Annotated in this window: 18 protein-coding genes; 7 read left to right on the plus strand and 11 right to left on the minus strand. The window is 59.1% G+C overall.

The window, feature by feature from the left end:
- Positions 1 to 153 precede the first annotated feature (153 nt).
- Positions 154 to 1,365 carry an IS110 family transposase gene (locus ADB08_RS04495; RefSeq protein ID WP_011273191.1) on the plus strand — a complete coding sequence of 404 codons (1,212 nt, stop codon included), beginning with the start codon at positions 154 to 156 and terminating at the stop codon, positions 1,363 to 1,365.
- A 177-nt stretch (positions 1,366 to 1,542) separates the two neighbouring features.
- The gene (locus ADB08_RS04500) at positions 1,543 to 2,130 is read left to right on the plus strand and encodes a DUF3887 domain-containing protein (protein ID WP_049171250.1); all 588 of its coding nucleotides are present in this window, start codon (positions 1,543 to 1,545) and stop codon (positions 2,128 to 2,130) included.
- Positions 2,131 to 2,158: 28 nt separating this feature from the next.
- On the opposite strand, the gene smpB is transcribed toward ADB08_RS04500, so the two are convergent.
- Positions 2,159 to 2,662: an SsrA-binding protein SmpB gene (gene smpB / locus ADB08_RS04505; protein ID WP_038626299.1), complete on the minus strand. Its 504-nt coding sequence runs from the start codon at positions 2,660 to 2,662 to the stop codon at positions 2,159 to 2,161.
- Between the two features lie 189 nt (positions 2,663 to 2,851).
- On the opposite strand from smpB, the gene ADB08_RS04510 reads away from it, so the two are divergent.
- The 3 genes from ADB08_RS04510 (at position 2,852) to ADB08_RS04520 (ending at position 6,421) form a co-directional block, all read left to right on the plus strand.
- Positions 2,852 to 4,495, plus strand: coding sequence for an AbgT family transporter (locus ADB08_RS04510; protein ID WP_049171254.1), 1,644 nt, complete (start codon positions 2,852 to 2,854; stop codon positions 4,493 to 4,495).
- Positions 4,496 to 4,658: 163 nt separating this feature from the next.
- The gene (locus tag ADB08_RS04515; protein ID WP_049171259.1) at positions 4,659 to 5,426 is read left to right on the plus strand and encodes an alpha/beta hydrolase family protein; all 768 of its coding nucleotides are present in this window, start codon (positions 4,659 to 4,661) and stop codon (positions 5,424 to 5,426) included.
- A 20-nt stretch (positions 5,427 to 5,446) separates the two neighbouring features.
- A complete protein-coding gene (locus ADB08_RS04520; RefSeq protein WP_016423250.1) occupies positions 5,447 to 6,421 on the plus strand; it encodes a cation diffusion facilitator family transporter in 975 nt (324 codons plus the stop codon).
- Positions 6,422 to 6,450: 29 nt separating this feature from the next.
- Here ADB08_RS04520 and ADB08_RS04525 read toward each other — a convergent pair whose 3' ends face one another.
- From ADB08_RS04525 to metG, 6 genes are all read right to left on the minus strand, one after another.
- Positions 6,451 to 8,280: an ABC-F family ATP-binding cassette domain-containing protein gene (locus ADB08_RS04525; RefSeq protein ID WP_049171263.1), complete on the minus strand. Its 1,830-nt coding sequence runs from the start codon at positions 8,278 to 8,280 to the stop codon at positions 6,451 to 6,453.
- On the minus strand, positions 8,264 to 8,779 hold the full coding sequence (locus tag ADB08_RS04530) for an NUDIX hydrolase (protein ID WP_049171266.1): 516 nt from the start codon (positions 8,777 to 8,779) through the stop codon (positions 8,264 to 8,266). The genes ADB08_RS04525 and ADB08_RS04530 overlap by 17 nt, the downstream gene beginning before the upstream one ends.
- 23 nt (positions 8,780 to 8,802) lie before the next feature.
- Complete coding sequence (rsmA, locus tag ADB08_RS04535) at positions 8,803 to 9,717, minus strand: 16S rRNA (adenine(1518)-N(6)/adenine(1519)-N(6))-dimethyltransferase RsmA (RefSeq protein ID WP_049171269.1); 915 nt, start codon at positions 9,715 to 9,717, stop codon at positions 8,803 to 8,805.
- Positions 9,718 to 9,782: 65 nt separating this feature from the next.
- Complete coding sequence (locus ADB08_RS11855) at positions 9,783 to 10,934, minus strand: resuscitation-promoting factor (RefSeq protein WP_275451927.1); 1,152 nt, start codon at positions 10,932 to 10,934, stop codon at positions 9,783 to 9,785.
- Positions 10,935 to 11,101: 167 nt separating this feature from the next.
- Complete coding sequence (locus ADB08_RS04545; protein WP_049171274.1) at positions 11,102 to 11,926, minus strand: TatD family hydrolase; 825 nt, start codon at positions 11,924 to 11,926, stop codon at positions 11,102 to 11,104.
- Positions 11,927 to 11,941: 15 nt separating this feature from the next.
- Positions 11,942 to 13,768, minus strand: a complete 1,827-nt coding sequence (gene metG / locus ADB08_RS04550) for a methionine--tRNA ligase (RefSeq protein WP_049171277.1) — start codon at positions 13,766 to 13,768, stop codon at positions 11,942 to 11,944.
- A 115-nt stretch (positions 13,769 to 13,883) separates the two neighbouring features.
- Here metG and ADB08_RS04555 point away from each other — a divergent pair, with 115 nt between their 5' ends.
- Entirely contained in the window at positions 13,884 to 15,125 is a 1,242-nt protein-coding gene (locus tag ADB08_RS04555; protein ID WP_049171279.1) for an aminodeoxychorismate synthase component I, read from the plus strand.
- Here ADB08_RS04555 and ADB08_RS04560 read toward each other — a convergent pair.
- Entirely contained in the window at positions 15,122 to 16,798 is a 1,677-nt protein-coding gene (locus tag ADB08_RS04560) for a BCCT family transporter (RefSeq protein ID WP_049171282.1), read from the minus strand. The genes ADB08_RS04555 and ADB08_RS04560 overlap by 4 nt on opposite strands.
- 160 nt (positions 16,799 to 16,958) lie before the next feature.
- Entirely contained in the window at positions 16,959 to 17,870 is a 912-nt protein-coding gene (rsmI, locus tag ADB08_RS04565; protein WP_049171286.1) for a 16S rRNA (cytidine(1402)-2'-O)-methyltransferase, read from the minus strand.
- 85 nt (positions 17,871 to 17,955) lie between these two features.
- Between rsmI and ADB08_RS04570 the strand changes: the two genes are divergently transcribed.
- Positions 17,956 to 19,452 carry a dolichyl-phosphate-mannose--protein mannosyltransferase gene (locus tag ADB08_RS04570; protein WP_371450014.1) on the plus strand — a complete coding sequence of 499 codons (1,497 nt, stop codon included), beginning with the start codon at positions 17,956 to 17,958 and terminating at the stop codon, positions 19,450 to 19,452.
- On the opposite strand, the gene ADB08_RS04575 is transcribed toward ADB08_RS04570, so the two are convergent.
- Both ADB08_RS04575 and ADB08_RS04580 read right to left on the minus strand, forming a co-directional pair.
- Positions 19,449 to 20,231 carry a zf-HC2 domain-containing protein gene (locus ADB08_RS04575; protein ID WP_016423261.1) on the minus strand — a complete coding sequence of 261 codons (783 nt, stop codon included), beginning with the start codon at positions 20,229 to 20,231 and terminating at the stop codon, positions 19,449 to 19,451. The two genes, ADB08_RS04570 and ADB08_RS04575, sit on opposite strands and share 4 nt — an antisense overlap.
- 51 nt (positions 20,232 to 20,282) lie before the next feature.
- Positions 20,283 to 20,687 carry a DoxX family protein gene (locus ADB08_RS04580; RefSeq protein ID WP_038629133.1) on the minus strand — a complete coding sequence of 135 codons (405 nt, stop codon included), beginning with the start codon at positions 20,685 to 20,687 and terminating at the stop codon, positions 20,283 to 20,285.
- Positions 20,688 to 20,894 lie beyond the last annotated feature (207 nt).

Here is a 20,894-nt window from a genome sequence, read left to right on the forward strand (position 1 = left end):
GTTGCCGCCGGGTGCCAGGACTTTCGATGACAGCTGATAGGGACACGGCCAGTTTTAAACTAGGTCTCTTTGTAACGTGGGTGCTTGCAACGAAGGTCATGACACCAGCGACTGGAACAACGCCATACCCATCTCGTTTTCTAGGAGCTCATCATGTCTCCGGAGCATTCCATCGACATATTCCTTGGGTTAGACGTCGGCAAATCTGAACACCACGCCTGCGCCTTAGACCGTGATGGCAACAAGGTCTTCGACAAACCGTTGCCTCAACTCGAATCCGAACTAGCAGGCGTTTTTCACCAGCTTCAGAAGCTTGGCACCGTGCTCGTGATCGTCGACCAACCCAACACCATCGGCGCACTACCGATTGCTGTAGCCCGGGACTGCGGTTGCGAAGTCGGATACCTGCCAGGTCTTGCGATGCGCAAAGCTGCAGATCTCTATCCGGGACGTGCAAAAACAGACAAACGCGACGCATTCATCATCGCCGACACCGCCCGCACAATGCCCCACACGCTACGTGCCGTCGACCGCAATGATGAGGTACTCTCCGCCCTAAAGATGCTGTCCGGCTTCGATGATGACATCGCCCGCGATTGCACTCGCACTGTCAATCGGCTTCGCAGTGTCCTCACCCAGATCTACCCCAGCCTGGAACGAGTTTTTGCTGGTAGCACCCTGACTCGCACGCCGATCCTGGAATTATTGATCCATTACAAGGGACCGCAGGGGCTAAAAAGAGCCGGATACCAACGAGTGTTGAACTGGATGATCAAGCGCACACGTAAAGACCCCACCCCGCTGGTAGACGACATTTTTACAGCGCTGAAAGCTCAAACAGTCACCGTGCCTGGAAGCGATGCCGCCGAGTTAGTAATTCCTCAACTGGCTGCAAACATCCAGGCCCTCAAAGAGCAACGAAACACCATTGCTGAGCAGGTTGAAGAGATGCTCGCTGATTTCCCTCTTTGTGAGGTCTTGATGAGTATGCCCGGAGTCGGCATCAAGACCGCAGCGCAGATCCTTCTTGCGATCGGTGATGGCTCCGACTTCGCTAGTGCTGGCCACTTAGCTGCTTATGCTGGAATAGCACCCGTGACTAGACGATCCGGTTCGTCGATCAGAGGTGAATTCCCGGCACGGTCAGGCAATAAACGACTGAAAAACGCCTTGTTCTACTCCGCATTCGCAGTTATCCGCAGCCACGAACCGTCACGGCGGTATTACGAACGCAAACGCGCTGAAGGAAAACGCCACAACGCAGCAGTCATCTGCCTGGCACGACGCCGATGCAATGTCATCTACGCGATGCTGAAAAACAAGGAGTTCTTCCGCGAAATCCCGCCACGCCCCGTCGCCGCATAAAGCCCCAAAGACGAAGCCGACCAGCACACGCTGGCCGGCTCCTAGGCACGCCTAAGAAACTACTCCCAAGACTGTGCTCGTCAACATCGGTCTGGCACTTGACAAAAACATAGGGACACCCCCCCCGAATGTCAACTCCGGGTTGACACTGACGTCAACCAATGGTTGACTGCAGTCATGGATCCATTGACGACAATCCGTCACCGACTGCAAGCAACGAACATTGCCGAACAAGAACTTGAAGATGCCGTGGCGCAGGCTCGCGCAGCGGGCCATTCATGGGCAGAGATTGGAAATGTACTCAATATCTCCCGGCAAGCGGCATTCAAGCGGTTCGGAAGTGTCCAAAACCCCGTTTCAGGAGAATTGATGACTGCCACAAAAACTACACATATCGCCGAGCTCGGCGAAAAATTCCTTCGCCACATCATCAACGGCGAAGAAGCAGAAACCGTAAGCATGATTTCCCCAAAGCTCCGGAAGGATCTCCCCTGGTCCACTATCTACTCTGTCTGGGAAGATGTTCTCACCGAGACTGGGGCGTTCGAATCTTTCGACGACACCCAAGTCACCAGCCTCGGGGGAACCAGGACTAAGGAACCGACCTCGCAGAAACTCCTGTCGAAGATTCTCGGCACAAGTCTCGTCATCACCACCCTCAAACATGAGGCTGGCGAATGGATGGCTCGAGTTGCGTTTGACCGTCACGAAAACGTCATTGGCCTACTCATCCTCCCAGTCGATGCGACTGAGTTCCCCTTCTAAAAAGGGTTTCTTCTAATGAAGACCTCTTCTACCCCTTGATGCCCTTCACACGACGGCCCAGCGCACGAGTAGCTTCGCGCTCCTCCGTGCGGCGCTTGATGTCCTGGCGCTTGTCATAATCCTGCTTACCGCGGGCGAGTGCGAGCTCGACCTTCAAGCGGCCGTCGGTGAAATACAGCTTCAGGGGTACAAGCGTGTTGTTGCCATCGCGGACCTTGCCCCACAGGGTGTCAATCTCCTTGCGGTGCAACAACAGCTTGCGCGAGCGACGCGGTGAGTGATTAGTCCACGAACCGTAGGAGTACTCCGGGATATGCAGCCCGCGGAGCCACACTTCGCCGTCATCGATGGTCGCGAAGGCGTCGTTAAGCGATGCTTTGCCCTCGCGCAGCGCCTTGACCTCAGTGCCCACGAGAACGACACCGCATTCGTAGGTGTCCAGAATGTTGTAGTCATGGCGGGCACGACGATTGGTGGCCACCACCGCGTTGTTGGCGCTGACCTTTTCTTTCTTCGACTTCTTCTTGCCCATAACCTGATTAACTCTAGTCGAAGAAGGTGCACTACAGCTATTCCCTAGCTATTCCCTAGCTATTCCCTTAACTTTCCCTTATGCGCCCGCTCGCACCCGACATACATATGCCTCTGGCCTTTTACGTTGTGACGCAACTTACTTTCCCCTAACCTTTTACCAACGTCTAACACAGAGGGATTTATATATATGGGACAGTCAAAAACGTTGGAACCGGACAAAGCGCCACCGAAGCCAAAGGGGTTCCTAGCAACACTGGAACGTATCGGCAACGCACTGCCAAATCCATTTTGGCTATTCGTGATTCTTGCCGGTGTGGTCATCGTTTCTTCGTGGCTCGGTGAGGCTGCGGGTATGCAGGCCAAGGATCCCGCGTCGGGTGACATCATCGAGGTGGAAAGCCTTGCTACCGCAGAGTACCTGCAAAAGATGGTTTCTGAGGCGGTAACGAACTTCACGGACTTCGCACCAGTTGGCCTGATTCTGGTGTGCATGCTCGGTGTCGCAATTGCGGAGTACTCCGGTTACATCGGCTCGGCAATCCGTGCGGCAATTTCCAAGGTGCACTCCCCTGTCCTGCTGACATTCATTGTTGCACTGGCCGGCGTGACTGGTTCGATCGCTTCTGATGCCGTCTACGTGATTCTCATTCCGCTGGGTGCCGCCTCATTCGCCGCCGTTGGTCGTAACCCTATTGTCGGTGCGATGGTCGCCTTTGCCGCCTCGTCGGCCGGGTTCAATTCATCACTGGTGCTCAACATTACCGATGTGCTGCTGGCAGGCATCTCCACGCAGGCGGCGCACTTCGTAGATCCGGAATACGTAGTTTCGCCGCTGGCCAACTACTTCTTCACCATGGCCTCGTCGATTGTGCTGGCTCTGATTATTACGGCTGTTACTGAGCTGTTCATCACCAAGCACGTGGAGAAGACCATCCACGACGATCATATTGACCACGAAGCTGCCGAGTTCACCAAGCCGGGCGCTTCGGAGGAGGCTGCTGAGGAAAACGCTAAGAAAAAGGAGCAAGACACCGCGTCGAGCAGCTCCAACAGCGGCCGCGATAAGCTCGTTCTAAATCCCTCCGAACGCCATGGCCTGCGCTACGGCAACATCGCCGCCGTCATCTTCCTGGCGCTGTGGTTCGCTGCCCTATTCATCCCGGGTTCGCCTCTGCGCGGCGAAGGCGACGGCATCTTGAATTCCGTGCTGCTTACCGACGTCGTGGTGTCCATTGCCCTCTTCTTCGCCGTGGTCGGTATTGCGTACGGCATTGGCGCCAAGACCATCACCTCCTCTGCAGATGTGCCCGCCTTCATGGAACGTGGCCTGGGCACACTGACCACAATGATGGTGCTCTTCTTCGCTGTTTCGCAGTTCACGGCCTACTTCAAGTGGTCCAATATCGGCCAGTGGACCGCCATCAAGGGCTCCGAATTCCTGACCAAGGCGGATCTGCCGCCACTGTTGCTCTTTGCTGCCTTCGTCCTGATGGTGGCTGTTCTCAACATGCTGATTACCTCGGGCTCCGCACAGTGGGCTCTGATGGCGCCGGTCGTTGTGCCGATGCTGATGTACGTCAACGTCTCTCCAGAGGTCTCCCAGCAGCTATTCCGTATTGGTGACTCCCCGACCAACATCATTACGCCGATGTCGCCGTACTTTGCGCTGGCGCTGACTTTCCTGCAGAAGTACTACAAGCCTGCGGGTGTCGGCACGCTGATGTCGCTGGCTATCCCGTACTCGCTGTGCATGATGGTGGGCTGGTTCCTATTCTTCGTCCTCTGGTATCTCGCGGGCATTCCGCTGGGGCCGGGGGTTCCGGTGCGTTAACTCACAGCCACTAGGAGATTGAGGGATTGGTCGAATTTTTCGCCCAATCCCTCACTTATTTGTGGCACCCGGGCTTAATATTGCGTACGGTCGCCACCACAACGGGCGTCGTAAAGCGAAAACGTACACACATTGAGCACACACTGAGACGCGGATATAACCTATGCCAACAAAGCACCTAAAATTTACGGGATCGACCGGCGAGACTCTGGCTGCATCAATTGATTTGCCGGACGGTCAGCCACGCGCGTGGGCGCTATTTGGTCATTGCTTCACGTGTAATCGGATGGTGCCCGGCGCGTCACGCACCTGCAAGGCGCTGGCGAAGAAGGGCATTGCGGCATTCCGGTTCGACTTCACTGGCCTCGGGCAGTCCACTGGTGATTTCGGTGAGACGACGTTCCAGACCAACATCGATGACCTTAAGGCCGCCTACGAGTTCATGGAGGCAGAATTTGAGGCCCCCTCGCTACTGATTGGGCACTCGCTCGGTGGCGCAGCGGCGCTGAACGCCGGCCACGATATGCCGAAAATCAAGGCGGTAACGACAATCGGTGCACCCTTCGATCCGGCACACTCGATTGTGCGCATCGCCGGTGACATTTCGACGGTCGATGAGCACGGCACGCAGGTTCTGCAGATTGAAGGTCGTGGCATTCCCATCTCCCGTGAGTTCTTGGAAGTGTTGGCGGACTACAACCCGGAGGTTTATCTCAGCCAGCTGCGCAAGCCACTGCTTATTCTGCACTCCCCGACCGACCAGACTGTTGGTATCGATAGCGCCCAGAAGATTTTCCAGGTCTCTCGCTATCCAAAATCCCTGATGAGCTTGGATCGCGCAGACCACTTGCTCACTCGCGCTAAGTCCGCCGCGCGCGCTGCTGACCTGATTTATGCGTGGGCGGATAGCTATCTTCCGGAGGCTGAATAGCCCTGTTATCATTAGGGGTTATGGACACAACTGAACACTCTGGCCACTCACACGGCCACGGTCATTCACACGGTCATTCACACGGCCATGACCACGCTCATATTGACCCCGCGAATACTCCTGCCCGTCGCCTGCTCGCAGCTGCGGGTCTAACTCTTGTCGTATTTCTCGCCGAGCTCATCGGCGGCTTGGTCTCGGGTTCACTGGCGCTGCTGGCAGATGCCGGCCATATGGTGACGGACTCCGCAGGCCTGCTTATGGCAGTTGCCGGTTTGGCTATCGCCCAGCGCGGAGCCAATCACCGCGCGACGTACGGGTACCGTCGTGTTGAGGTTCTGACTGCTCTCGTCAACGGTCTGACAGTTTTCATCATTGCCGCTGTGATTCTCTGGGGCGCAATCCGGCGATTCGGGTCAGTGGAGCAATCTGAGATTCAAACCACGTCGATGCTCATCATCGCAGTCATCGGCCTGCTCACCAATGTGATTGCGGCGTTTCTGCTCGCCGGCGCTGCCAAGGAAAGCGTCAACGTCCGCGGCGCGTATCTGCACGTGCTTGTCGACGCCGCTGGTTCGGTCGCCGTCATTATCTCCGCTATCGCTATCGCATACACCGGCTGGACTGCCATCGACTCGGTGGTCTCTATCGTGATTGCGCTCTTCATCGTCCCCCGAGCCGCCGTTCTGGTGCGCGACTGTCTCCACGTGTTGCTGGAGTACACCCCGAAGGGCGTCGACACTGAGAGAATCACTGCTGACCTGTCTGACTTGGACGGAGTGGTCGATGTCCACGATCTCCACGTCTGGTCCCTCAACGGCAGCGACCTACTGGCATCTGTCCATCTCGTGCGCTGCGACACGCTCCCCAACGGCGACGAGCACGCATTGCTCGACCGCGCGCAGGCACTGCTTCACGACGTCCACGGGATTGAACACGCCACGGTGCAAATTGAAAGAACCGGGCACGCTGACCACGAGTACCCGGCTCATACCTAAAATGTTCGGCTAGTAGCTGAAGTAAGATGCTAGCCCTCGAGCTGCTCCCCTAGCTCCAGCCACTCCATCTCCAGCTCTGCCTTCTGCTCAACCACCTCCGCAGCACGGCGATCGAGGTCCGCCAGCTTTTGTGTGTCCAAGTTGGCTACATCAGCACTCGCTTCCGCCATCTGCGCATGCAGTTCACTTTCTTGCTGGCTGAGCTTCGCCATCTTCCGCTCCAGAGCACTCATCTTCTTCTGGACAGCATGAGCTTCCGCAGCCGAGAGCTTCGAGGTATCCTCCTCTGAAGCTGCGCCACGGGTCTGCGGACTACCGGCATTTGCTTGAGAGGCACCACCACTAGCGGCCGAGTCAGCCAGCTGTGCGCGACGCTGGAGGTACTGACTAATCCCGCCTGGCAAGTTCGTCAGCTCGCCATCGCCGAAGAGGGCCCAGGTCGAGTCGGCAATACGCTCAATCAGGTAGCGGTCGTGCGAGATGACCACCAACGTGCCCGGCCAATTGTCCAGCAGGTCTTCCAATTCCTGCAGCGTGTCAATATCCAGGTCATTCGTCGGCTCGTCGAGCAGCAGGAAGTTCGGCTCACTCATCAACACGCGTGTGAGTTGCAAGCGGCGACGCTCACCGCCGGAGAGGTCTGCGATTGGGGTGCGCTGCCGCTTCGGGGAAAAACCCAGTCGCTCCGCCAGTTGCGAGGCGCTAATCTGCTTCTTGCCCAGGTCAATGTAGGTCGCCACGTCCTCCACAGCGTCGAGCACACGCATATCCAGCGGCAGATCATCGAGCTCCTGTCGCAGCCAACCCAGACGCACCGTCTTGCCCTCAATCCGCTTGCCATCGCTTAAGGGGTAGTCTCCCGCCAATGCGCGCAACAAAGTCGTCTTACCCGAGCCGTTGACACCGACCAGGCCAATGCGCTCGCCGGGGGCCAGACGCCACGTGACGTCGTTAAGCAATTCCCTACCATCGGGCGTTTCCAGGGACGCATGCTCTAGCTCTACGACCACCTTGCCCTGTCGACGCTGCGAAAACGCCATCAACTCCACGGAATCACGCGGCGCCGGGACATCGGCGATGAGAGCCTCAGCTGCTTCGATGCGGTAGCGAGGCTTCGAGGTGCGGGCCGGCGCACCCCGGCGCAACCACGCGAGTTCCTTACGCGCAAGGTTCTGGCGACGCTGCTCGGCGGCATCGGCTTGGCGCGCACGCTCGGCACGCGCGAACGTCCAGTCGTTGTAACCGCCATCGTAAAAATCGACGGTGCCATCGTGGACTTCCCACGTCTTCGTGGCAACGGTATCCAGGAACCAACGATCGTGCGTGACGACGACCAGGGCTGCCCGGCGCGAAAGAACATGATCGGCCAACCACTGCACACCCTCAATATCGAGGTGGTTCGTTGGCTCATCGAGAATGAGCAGATCCAGATCTCGGACCAGCGCGGCCGCCAGGTTAACGCGACGGCGCTCACCACCGGAGAGATTGGCGACCTTGGTATCCATACCGAGGTCATTGATACCGATGCCATCGAGGACCTCGCGGATGGAAGCGTTACCCGCCCACTCGTGTTCAGCGAGTCCCAGCGGTGCAATGACGCACTCAAACACGGTGGAATTCGGGTCGAGCTCGGCGCCCTGGGTGACATGCGCCATGGCCATGTCGTTGGCTCGCGAAATACGTCCGGAGTCCGCTGGCTCCACGCCTGCCAGAATCTTCAGCAGTGTGGACTTGCCGCCACCGTTCAAACCGACAACACCGATGCGGTCGCCCTCTTGAACACCGAGGCTGACGCCGTCGAGCAGAGTCTTGAGCCCGAAGGACTTAGAAATATTCTCGCAATTAATCAGATTCGCCATGATGAGTATTTATTGTGCCCCATTCGACGTTGCCAAGCACACGCCGGACATACCAGGCCACCGGCAGCTCATCGAACTGCTCTCGGGTTACCCATTTAAATTCCGGATGCTCGCCGCTGAGCTGGACATTCTGCGTGTCGTCGGCCTCGCGTACTAGAAAGGTCACCGTGTGGAAGCGGAAATTCTCCCCGCCCAAGTCCGGATTGGAATAATGGGCAAATTCGCTGACCTCCGCTGCGCGCAAGCCGGCCTCTTCACGCAGTTCGCGCACAGCGGCCTCCACGGGCTCCTCCCCCGCGTCTAGCTTGCCACCGGGCAAATCCCACTGGCCCCCGAGGAAGCCCTCGTATTCACGCAGCAGAAGCAGCAAGCGGTCACCGCGGAAAACTATGCAGTTGCACACCCAGCCGTCGTCGTCAGGCCAGAACTTAGTCCAAGCCAGGCTGCGCGGTTCGCGCCGGCCGATCTCGGCCCTACTGGGGGTGTCGTCACGGTGCATGGGGAAAGATTGCCTGTCCTTTATTAAAAGCGCTGGTCTCGTGAGACCTCAGCGAGACGAACGAAATCGGCAATTTCAAGCTTCTCTCCTCGCTGCTTGGGGTCAATCCCCGCTGCCATAAGCGCCTCTTCGGCTGCGGCACCAGATCCGTAAATCCCCGATAGGGCCGCCCGGAGGGTCTTGCGGCGTTGCGCAAAAGCAGCGTCGATAAGCGGGAAAAGGCGTGCGCGGAACTGCGGCGAGATTTCCCACGGGGCCTCGGGGGCATCGGCGGTCTTGGAGTTCTCTGGAGCGTCGGAGCGAGCGTAGCAGTCAATGCGAACGAGCCCGGAATCAACCTTGGGGACCGGCCAGAAGACGTGCGGACCAATGGCACCGGCGCGACGCACTGTGCCGTAGTAGGCGGCCTTGACACTGGGGACACCGTAGATCTTGGAGCCCGGCTGAGCCGCCAGCCGGTCAGCGACCTCAGACTGCACCATCACGAGCACGCGACGGATGGTGGGCAGCTCGGCAAGCATGTGCAGGAGCACCGGTACAGAAACGTTGTATGGCAGATTGGCCACCAGCGCATCTGGGGCAGTCTGAAAGTCCTCGCGGCTGACCTTCAGCGCGTCTTTCTCAATGAGCTCAAGTGCGCAGCCCTCGGCGCGCTCAGTGACTGTCTGGGGCAGACGCGCCGCCAGCCGCGAATCGATTTCAACAGCCGCCGCGCGGCCGCAGTGTTCGAGCAGCCCGAGGGTCAGCGAGCCCAAGCCGGGGCCAACCTCAACAGGGTAGGAATCCTCCGGCAAGTCCGCCGCAGCGACAATTCGACGCACGGTGTTGGCGTCGTGGACGAAGTTCTGCCCCAATTTCTTCGTCGGGACAATATCCAACTGCGCCGCCAAGTCGCGTACTTCGACCGGCCCCAAGAAAGAAACTTCTGCTTTAGTCACAGTTAGATACTACGGGGTCAACACAAAAAATAGGCTTAGCTCGTTATGGCTAGACGGAACTAGCTTTAACGAAGCCCCATGGAAGCGGTACAAGCGGGCCATGCGCCCCAACCCTGACCAGCCTGGACACGCTCAGCGACAGCAATCTGCTGCTCGCGGGAAGCCTGCGATGCACGCGGTGCATACTCAGTACCGCCGTAAGCTGCCCAAGTGGAATCGGTGAACTGCAGACCACCGGAGAAACCGTTACCGGTATCGATAGCCCAGTCGCCGCCGGACTCACACTGAGCCAGCTGATCCCACACGCCGTAGCCGGCAGCCGGAGCTGCAATGCGGGACTTAGTGCCCTGGCGAATAGTGGAGATACCCGGAGCCTTTAGCTCCTTTTCTTCCAGGACCTCGCGTCCGAGCTCTTCACCATCGCGAGAGGTGACCTTGACCTGACGCTCTACCTGGCCCGGTTCACCTTCCTGCTCAACGATGCGCTCATCTTCGAACATCGAATCATCTTCAATGATGTTCTCGTGAGCTGGAATCTCCTCAGTCTCGGTGATGGTCTTATCAATCAGACGAGACAGAGCGATGCGCATCCCCTCGGTGACCGGAGCATCCAGACCCGGCTCGACGGTGTCACCTTCACGCAGTTCAATGCCACGCTGAGCCAGCACATCACCGACGGTCATAGCCGGGACGGTCAGGTCGATGTCCTTGGCATCGTCGTGAAGCACAATATTCTTGGCACGAACGACGTCGAGTTCGACCCCCTTAGCGGAAATCTCGCCCTTTTCGACCTCTACCTTGTCCTTATCGGAGATGAGCCCCTGCTTCTTCAGACCTTCAATCAGCTCATCGGTAGTGATGGCATTGGTCTTGTGCTCCTGCGGCTTGCCATCGACAATCATCGTGACCGGCTTGGCAGAGCGGTAGACCAGCTTGCCGCCGTCCGTGAGATCGCCCTGACGCTGAACCAGGTCGCCACCGGTGGTTTCGACACCAGCCTTTTGCAGAATGGCCTTGTCATCCTTGGACCAGGTTGCGATTTGCTCGACCTTGCCGTCGATTTCGACGGTGATGGTGTCATAGTTGGATGCTGCGACAGTGCCACCCAGAGCAACAGCAGCGACCAGACCGCCTGCGGCAATCTTGGACGAAGTGGAGACTCCGTCATTAGCACGATTGAGATGACGCTTCTTCGCAGCACTCACGGGGTTCGTCACAGCCTTTCGGAGGATGGGGCAGCTAGCAAATGAAAGAAATACAGTTTGTAACAGTACGGTAAAGATTCAGTGTTGTCTAAAATATATCGATAAAAGTGACGGGAAATACAACAAACCGCCCCGGCTGCATTTCCACAGCTCAGGGGCGGCAATACGCCAGCACGTGCTTAAATGCCGTACACCCGACGTGCATTATCCGTCAAAATCTGTGCCATCTCCTCCGCCCCGATTTCTCGGGCTGCGGCCATCGCACGCGCCTGATGACCGATAAAAGTGGACTCGTTGCGCGCACCTCGGAAAGGCTCCGCGGTCATGTACGGGGCATCGGTTTCCACCAGCAGCTGCTCCGCCGGCGCCTCAGCCACAGCCTGCCGCAGGTAATCATTGCGTTTGAAGGTCACGTTGCCGGTAAAACTCAGCAGGTAACCGCGTGCAATGGCTTCGCGGGCAACCTCGATGGGCGAAGAGAAACAGTGCAAAATGACCGTATTGTCGTAGCCGTCCAACGCCGCCATCAGGTCTTCATCGGCGTCGCGGTTATGAATCATCAACGGCTTGCCGACGGTTGCTGCGAGCTCCATATGCCACTGCAACGCAGCCAGCTGTTCGCTCTTCGACGCGCAGCCGTCGAGGGAATCCAGCCAGTACCAATCCAATCCCGTCTCCCCCACGGCCACAACCCTGGGGTCGGCAGCCATTTCGGTTAAGCGGGCCTTGGCGTCGTCGTCAAGCTCGTGCGCGCGCGTCGGATGGATGGCGGCGGCGGCCCAGACGTTGGGGTGCGCGTGCGCAGCGGCAAAGGCCAGTTCGGTTTCCGGCATGCCATCGCCGACCGTGCAGACTCCGACGACGCCCGCTGCGGCGGCCCGGTCCATGAGCGCCGCAATCTCTTCCGGAGTTTGCGCCCCACAGGACGCGAGATGCGTGTGGGCGTCAAACAGCGGAGTGAGATACTCCGCGGGTTCTGCAATCTTGCGTTTGCGCTTTCCCATACCTCTACTGAGCCCCTACTTCACCTGTGCCCACTCGGGGCCGTGCTCAGCCAACTCAGAGTCGAGCTTGGTGAAAATCGGCTTCGGCTTGGCCAGCGCCGTACCCGGCTCAATGTCGAAGCGACGCCAGGCGGCCTTCTGATTGACGTAGTCACCGGTGATGATTGGGTAGCTCCTACCCTCTGCCGGCAGGTCAGCGCCGACCGGTTCGACCGGCATGTCGTCCTGGACTTCCTGGACTTCTGGCATTGCGGCCCAGATCCCCTCGCCGCCCAGGGTCTCGAAGACCTTCTGCGAGCTTTCCGGCAGGTACGGGGTCAGCAGCACATTGGCGTCGCTGACTACCTGCAGTGCTGTCCACAGCACGGTGGCGAGACGCTCGCGCTGGGACTCGTCCTTCGCCAGCTTCCACGGCTCCTGCGCAGCAATGTAGGCGTTGGCCTCTCCGACCAAGTGCATGGCGGCGGTGATACCGGCGCGGAAGCGGGACAGCGCAAGCGCGTCGCCGACCTCGGCGAAGGAACGCTCAGCCAGGTCGAGCAGTTCACGGTCAGCGTCAGTGAGTTCGCCCGGAGTTGGCACCTCACCGAAGTTCTTGAAAGCCATGGACACGGTGCGGTTGACCAGGTTGCCCCAGGAGTTGGCCAGCTCGTTATTCACGCGGCGGACGAACTCATCCCAGGTGAAGTCGGTGTCCTGGTTCTCCGGGCCTGCCATCGCGATGAAGTAGCGCAGCGGATCCGGACCAAACTCCGCCAGGAAGTCCTTCACATAGATGACAACGCCCTTGGAAGAGGAGAACTTCGAGCCCGACATGGTCAGGTACTCCGAGGAGACGACCTCCGTCGGCAGGTTCAACTCACCGAGCTCCCCGACCTCGCCCCCGCGGGAGCCCTCGCCACGGTAGCCCAGCAGCTCAGCCGGCCAAATCTGGGAGTGGAAGGTGATGTTGTCCTTGCCCATGAAATAGTAGGACAGCGCCTCCGGGTCATTCCACCACTTGCGCCACGCTTCCGGGTCACCAATGCGCCAGGCCCACTCGATGGAAGCGGATAGGTAACCGACGACGGCGTCGAACCAAACGTAGAGTTTCTTCGTCCCGTTTTCCGACCAGCCCTCCAGCGGAATCGGCACACCCCAGTCAATATCACGGCTCATTGCACGCGGACGGATGTCCTTCAGGATGTTCAGGGAGAACTTCAGCACGTTCGGGCGCCAGTCCTTGCGCTCCTGCAGCCACTCGGTCAAGGCCTCTGCCAGAGCCGGCAGGTCTAGCAGGAAGTGCTCAGTTTCAACGAACTTCGGGGTCTCGCCGTTGATTTTCGACACCGGATCAATCAGATCGGCCGGGTCAAGCTGGTTACCGCAGTTGTCGCACTGGTCGCCGCGGGCACCGGAAGCGCCACAAATTGGGCAGGTACCTTCGATGTAACGGTCCGGCAGGGTGCGACCGGTCGACGGGGAAATCGCACCCATCGTGGTCTGCTTGACCATATAGCCGTTTTCGTAGAGCCCACGGAAGAGCTCCTGGACAACGGCGTAGTGGTTGCGCGTGGTTGTGCGCGTAAACAGGTCGTAGGAAAGCCCCAGACCCGCGAGGTCCTGCACAATCTGGCGGTTGTAACGGTCGGCCAATTCCTGGACAGAAACGCCTTCCTTCTCCGCCTGCACAAGCAGTGGCGTGCCATGCTCATCAGTACCGGAGACCATCAGCACGTCATTGCCAATCATTCGCTGGTAGCGAGCGAAAACGTCCGAGGGGACACCGAAACCTGCAACATGGCCGATATGTCGCGGACCGTTAGCGTACGGCCACGCAACTGCTGTGAAAATGCGAGACATATTTAACAGGGTAATAGATGACCTACCATCACGATGAACTGTGCCCTCATGAAGTCTTCCAAGAACTGTCCCCTAGCGTCATCGCGCGCTCGCGCAGTCACTACGCTTATGTCCTATGTCCACTCGGTCTACCTCCTCCGGCTCGGCTGCTGACTTCACTTCGCGTGCGACCACTGCGCTGGCGCGTCTTATCGCTGCCGGTCATCGTCCCGCCGCGCTCATCGGCTCCTGGTTCGGTTATCGCGCGGTTCTCGCCGCCAACGTCGAGCTCACTGCCTGCGAGTCGGCAGCGCTTTTCACCATCCCCGACCCCGATGCGTGGATCTTTGGGTTCCGCCCCTACTCCGGCACCAGCGCGCACGGGGTCGCTACCTGCGTCGCGTTGCTTGCCGACGACGGCACGTGGCATTTCGACGGCCCCGGCACCGGTGACCCCTTCAATCCGGATTTCCAAGCCCTTCAGGAGGCCATCAACTACTCGCACGAAGACACGCGTGCCGACGCGCTCCCCGCGGCCACACCACTGGAGTGGGATCAGGGCGACCGAGAACACCACCAGCTTGCGGTGACAAACTGTAAGGAGGCAATTGCCGCAGGCGAGGTGTACCAAACCTGCATTTCCACACGCTTTCACGCGGAGCTGGCAGCGAGCGACTCTGCACTAGCCCACGCCGGTGCGTGGTTTTCCTCCCGCGTGGCGCGGTATCAGCCGGCTCGAGCAGCATTCTTGCCCGGCAACCTCGACGCTGGAATTCCAATCCTGGCCTCGCTGAGTCCTGAGGAGTTCCTCATCCGCGCAGGCACAAGCGTGACTGAAACTCCCATCAAAGGCACGATTCCCGCTGGCCGGCCCCCGAACGAGTTATTGCGCAGCGACAAGGATGTCGCCGAGAACATCATGATTGTCGACCTGGTGCGCCATGACCTCGGTCAAGTTGCCAAGACCGGCACCGTGAAGGTCACAGACCTGCTCAGTGTGCGTCCGGCACCGGGCGTGTGGCACCTCTTTTCCACAGTTTCCGCGGAACTTCCCGATCAGCTCAGCCACGCTGAACTAATCGAAGCCTGCTTCCCACCGGCCTCAGTCACCGGTACACCGAAGCTGCGAGCAATTGAGCTTCTGCGCGAGTGGGAACCCGAACCCCGTGGCGCTCACTGCGGCGCGATTGGTGCGGCCCACGGTGATGCACTTGAGCTCAATGTCGGTATTCGTACCGCTGAGTACACAAAAGACCCGAACTCGGGGAGAGTTCGGGTCGAAGCTGGCATCGGCGGTGGCATCACCATCGGGTCTACACCCGAGGGCGAATGGGCCGAGATTGAGGCCAAGGCCGCACCGCTGCTGTTGGAAAGCTAGTTGCGCAATTTACGAGCACGGCGGCGCTCGCGCTGTTCGGCCGCTTCCGCCAAGCGGCGCTCACGAGCCATGCGCAGGGCAAACTGACGCTGTTCCTTGTCATCGAGGTACATCGGATCGTCGGAAAGCCCCTTAACCAGCGAAACCATCAGCGCCAAGATAACAATGACGAACGGGCTTGCCGCCAAAATGGTGATGTTCTGCAGGTTCGACAGGGCATCGCTGCCACCGGTGACCAATAGGACGATGGCAATCAGAGCGGTGAAAATACCCCACATAGCAGTGACCGTGCGCGACGCTGTGAGTCGACCGAACTGACTCATGGTACCCATCACCGTGGAGGCGGAGTCTGCCGAGGTAATGAAGAAGGTAGCCAGCAGAATCATTGCGATAGCGGAGGTAATCGCGCCACCCGGCAAGGATTCCAGCAGATTGAACAGCTGACTCTCGGCCGAACCGTCACCGTAGATGGACGCACCCTGCTGCTCGTGGGTAATGGCGGTGCCACCAAAGATGGAGAACCACACTGCAGAGACAATCGACGGAACGGCGACGACGGTGAAGACGAACTCACGGATAGTACGGCCGCGAGAAATACGTGCGATGAACATACCGACAAACGGCGACCATGAGATCCACCAGGCCCAGTAGAAAATTGTCCAGGAAGAGAGCCATTCACCGGCGGTGCCGTCAGCGGAAGCACTGGAGCGGGAGGCCATCTCAAAGAAGGAATCCAGGTAGCTGCCAATAGAGGTCGGAATCAGGTTCAGAATCACCACGGTAGGGCCGAGGACCAACACCAGCAGAGCCAGCAGACCTGCGGCAACCATGTTGAAGTTCGAGATGTACTGAATTCCCTTGCCCACGCCCGACAGTGCAGAGACCAAGAAGGCACAGCCCAGAACGAGAATAAGACCAATCCACAAAGGTGCGCCCTTGATGGCGTTGAACCCGTTGATTTCCAAACCGGCGGAAATCTGAAGTACGCCCACACCGAGAGAGGCTGCCGTACCGAAGACGGTGGCAAAAATCGCAAGCGCGTCGATAAGCTTGCCCAACCGCCCCTCAGCGCGACGCGCGCCGATGAGCGGGATGAACGCCGCCGAAATCAGCTGCTTTCGGCCGAGGCGGTAGGTCGAGTAAGCAATTGCGAGACCGACGATGGCGTAGAGCGACCACGGGTGCAGAGTCCAGTGGAACATCGTCGAAGCCATGGCGGTACCGACTTCCTTCGGCTGGTGGCCCGGCACGCCATCGCGATAGAAGGTCAGCGGCTCAGCGACACCGTAGAACATCAGACCGATGCCCATACCGGCGGCGAACATCATCGCAATCCAGCTAGGCGTGGAAAACTCTGGTTTCTCGTTGTCCTTGCCCAAGCGGATGTGACCGAACTTGGAAATCGCGATGGACACAATGAAGAAGACAAAGACGGTACTGGCCAAGATAAACAGCCAGCCGATGTTCTCCACGACCCAGTTCAGAGAGCTAGATGCAAACGTCGAGAAACTATCCGGCCACGCCAGGCCCCAGACGATGATTGCCAGAATTGCGACAACGGCGGGGATGGTAACCCCGAGGTTCACGGGAGCGTGAGAATCGTCGGCCCTGACTTCGCCGACGACTGACTCCCCTACTTCTTGTTGTATTTCATGCTCTGGTGGATTCGTCATTCCTCCACCATGTCCACCATTGACCTGGGATTTCAACTCAGGATGTGGATTCTCTCAGGTTTTCCTCATTTCCCGTCTGAATTACAAAACTCCCAATAACAGCGTTTACCCTGTTCACTGGCGTGCGCTGGAACATTTTCTGGCACAAAGTAACAATCGGCTAACGATTTCCCTCACGAGCAGCCAAAACCGCCTGATAGAGATCACGGTGCTTTGTCATTCCAGCCTCTGCCGCAACCTGCTTCGCGGCATCCTTCAGCCGCATGCCATCAGCCACAAGCTCCTCCACGCGGTCAACCAAGTCCTCCGTGGATACCTCCGTCGCCTGCTGCCCCGCGCCCTCAATCACCACCGTAATTTCGCCGCGGACACCTTCCTCCGCCCACGCAGCCAGCTCTCCCAGCGTCGCACGGCGAGTCTCTTCAAAACGCTTGGTCAGCTCACGGCTTACCGACGCGCGCCGCTCCTCACCCAAAATCTCCGCGGCATCGGCCAACGTAACAGCCAACCGATGCGGCGACTCAAAGAAACAACAGGCCCGCTTCTCTGTCTTCAGTGATTCCAGCCAGATCCGGCGCGCCCCCTGTTTACGAGGTGCAAAACCATCGAAGCAAAAGTGGCCGACGCCCAACCCGCTGAGAGCCAATGCGGTAGTCACCGCGCTCGGCCCCGGTACGCAGGACACGGGCACGCCCGCGTCGTGAGCAGCCGCCACCACAGCCAGGCCGGGGTCTGACACCACCGGCATCCCCGCATCGGTCACCACAATGACTTTCTGTCCCGCCTTCGCCGCCTGAATCAGCGACTCAGTGCGGCTCTCTTCGTTGTGATCGAAGTTCGAAACAAACTTCCCCTTGGGGGAAATGCCCAGCGCTGTGGCTAGGTTGCGCGCCCGCCTGGTGTCTTCCGCGGCGATGATATCGGCGTCGATAAGCGCACCGCGCAAGCGGTCGGAGGCATCGGCGATATTGCCCAGCGGCGTTGCCACCAGAGTGATGCCGGGAGCCAGCGTCGTAGCCTCGCTGAGGGGCTCGTTCTCGTGCGGTTGGAAGTTCGATGCCGAATGCGTCATGATTCCATAGCTTAAACTGACATTCGTGACCGATGCCGCTTTAACCCCACCACCGGAAACCGAGCGCCGCGCGAAAAAGCGTTTCCTGCGCCCGATTCCCCCGGTTCCCCCGCTGCCGCCACTGCGGCTGTGGGACAAATGGGATACCGCCACTTTTGTGGTTCTCGGAATCGTCGCAGCGCTAACGCGTTTCATCGGGCTTGCTGCCAAGACCGACAATGGCACCCCGCTCTTCGACGAAAAGCACTATGTGCCACAGGCCTGGCAGATTCTGGAGTCCACGCGCGACCCCATCTCATCTGGCATTGAGGACAATCCCGGCTACGGTCTGATTGTGCATCCGCCAGTGGCCAAGCAGGTCATCGCCTTGGGCGAGTGGATTTTCGGTTATTCACCAATGGGCTGGCGGTCTATGTCGGCGGTGTGTGGCACGCTGGTCATCCTGCTGCTCATGGACATCGTCCGACGTATCTCTCGCGGCTCGCGGTTGGCAGTGGGTATCGCTGGTCTCTACGCGCTTGCCGACGGAGTGCTGTTTGTCTCCTCCAGGGTCGGCATGCTGGATATGATTCAGACCTTCTTCATCATCGCGGCCGCGTGGGCACTTCTCATTGACCAGGCCGATGCCCGCAAGCGCCTGGAATTTGCCACGGAGTTAGGTAGTTTCGGCCCCTATCTCAGTTATCGCTGGTGGCGACTGCTCGCCGGCATCATGCTGGGGCTTGCCACCGGGGTGAAGTGGTCCGGTCTGTACTACATGGCCGCATTCGGCCTGTGGTCCGTCTTCACGGATCTGGTGTCACGCAAGAATGCCGGTGCGGACAAGCCCGTGCTCGGCGCGCTCGCCCGCGATACCGCCCCGGCGTTGCGTGATCTGGTGGTGGTTCCGCTGGGCGTTTACTTCTTAAGTTGGCGTTCCTGGTTCGCCGAAGAAACGTCGGTCTATCGCCATGTCTCGCCCGAAGAGCGCGATACGGGACTCCCCGGCACCGACTGGCTTCCCGAGGCCGTGCAGAACTACCTGCACTACCAAAACAGCGTGCTGAAGTTCCACGCCGAGCTGACCACCTCTAATGGCCACAGACACCCTTGGGAGTCCAAGCCCTGGGAGTGGCTGGTCAGCTGGCGCCCAATGCTCTACTACTCCACCGAAACCACCTGCAGTGGCGGCCAAGAGTGCAAGGGCTGGATGATGCTCTTTGGCACCCCGCCCATCTGGTGGTTGCTGGTCCCCGTGGTCCTGTGGGCCACATGGCGCTGGCTCGGCCGCCGGGACGGCCGCTACGCGCTGCCGGTCATCGGTTTCCTCGCCTCGTGGCTGCCGTGGGTCATCGGCTACGACCGTCAGATGTACTTCTTCTACGCCACCGCGCTGATTCCATTTGTACTCATCGCCTTTGCTCTGCTTGCCGACGATCTCTCACACTGGCGGCCCCGCGATAAGCCGGTGGGGTTAGTAATCGTTGGCGCACACGCCGCACTAGTGGTGGCCGCGTTTGTGTTCTGGCTGCCGATTTTGACCGGCTACCCGCTGCCTCTCAACCACTTCGATTGGCGGTTCTGGTTGCCGTCCTGGAGCTAGTCCCGCTGTGGCGGCACGCCTGTGACCGGCAACCCGGAGGCGGCTCGCCATGCCTGTGCGATTGCCGTCGGCGTATAACCGCCCAGCCACACAACGGCCAGTGTCAAAGCGGAGACAAACATCAAGGCCAGGCCAGCAATCTCAGATGCTCCCTGGGCGCCGATGAGAATGTCACGAATACCAAAACCAATGCTGAACGTGGCGACGGCACCGTAGACCGGCGCCATGCCCATGGCAGCGCGTGGCCGCCAGGCAGCCCAGAACAATCCCACTGCCAATGCAAGCCGAATTGCCGCAAGCTGGATGGCAAGGCGTGCTCCGAGCTCCATTGGGTCAACAGTGGCAGTGGAACCGTCGATAGGCGCTTCCGTGCTTGTCGCGATTCCTGCACCGCCCTGCGGCTGCGTCGAGGAAAGTCCGAGCGTCATCATGCCGGAGGCGTCGACCAGTGTCGCAATCCCCCAGACCGCCCAGCAAAGGCCCAGTGCAATGAGCACCCCGCGGGCGGTGCCGGCCATGAGCAGCCATGCGCGCTCACGCCGGCGGCGCTCCGGTTCGATGGAGACCAAAATGCGCTCCGAGAGATCATCCGTGGAAATCTCCGGCATACCATCGGCAGGCCCAACCGTAAGGGCGCGGTTCAGCCGCACCGCTCGCTCATACCAAGCTCGGCACTCCTCACAGGCCCCAAGATGGGCATCGATGACTTCATCGGCAATGCTTGCCTGCTCGCCATCGAGACGAGCTGACAATGCTGCGCGAATTTCCTCGCACTCCACGGGGGATCTCCACCGCCTTTAACTCTTAAGGGGGTTGTACCTAATGAGGTCTTACCTGATGAACTGCCTGTCCAAACTGAAACGGCCAGCACCGAAAACGAAAATCATCACCAGACCACCGATGAGCGACATCACAAGCTCTGCACCGTTGTCGCGGATAAACAGGCCATTGCCCAAGTGCATCGACCACCAGGCACCAATCATCTCAATGATGAAGACCATCGCCACCGTCGGTGCCAAGAGTCCCAGAATCAGCAACGCGCCACCGACCAGTTCGACTAGAGCGACAACCCAGACCGTCAAGTGCGCCTGCGGGATATTCGCGGCGACAAAGTAACCGGTCGTCTTGTCGATACCGGTGATAAAAATCTTGTCCCAGCCATGGCAGATGAAGATAATTCCGAGTATCAGGCGGAGAATCACGAGCGCGATATCGCGCATTACCGGTCGATCCATGAGGGACATGCTACCCGACGGCACGGTCAAAACACGGTAGCACTGCGGCTGCGAGAGGCCAGCGATTTAAACATGCAAAAAGGCTTCTCCCAACCCCTCGGGAGAAGCCTTCCGCCAAACACACCCGGTGTGTCATGTCTTAGGTAGTGACATCGTAACAGGCCGAGTTTCTAACAAAAAATCGCGCTGACGTGCTCAGACAACTTT

It is taken from the genome of Corynebacterium sp. 239_CJEI (assembly GCF_001055995.1).
GTDB lineage: Bacteria > Actinomycetota > Actinomycetes > Mycobacteriales > Mycobacteriaceae > Corynebacterium > Corynebacterium jeikeium_D.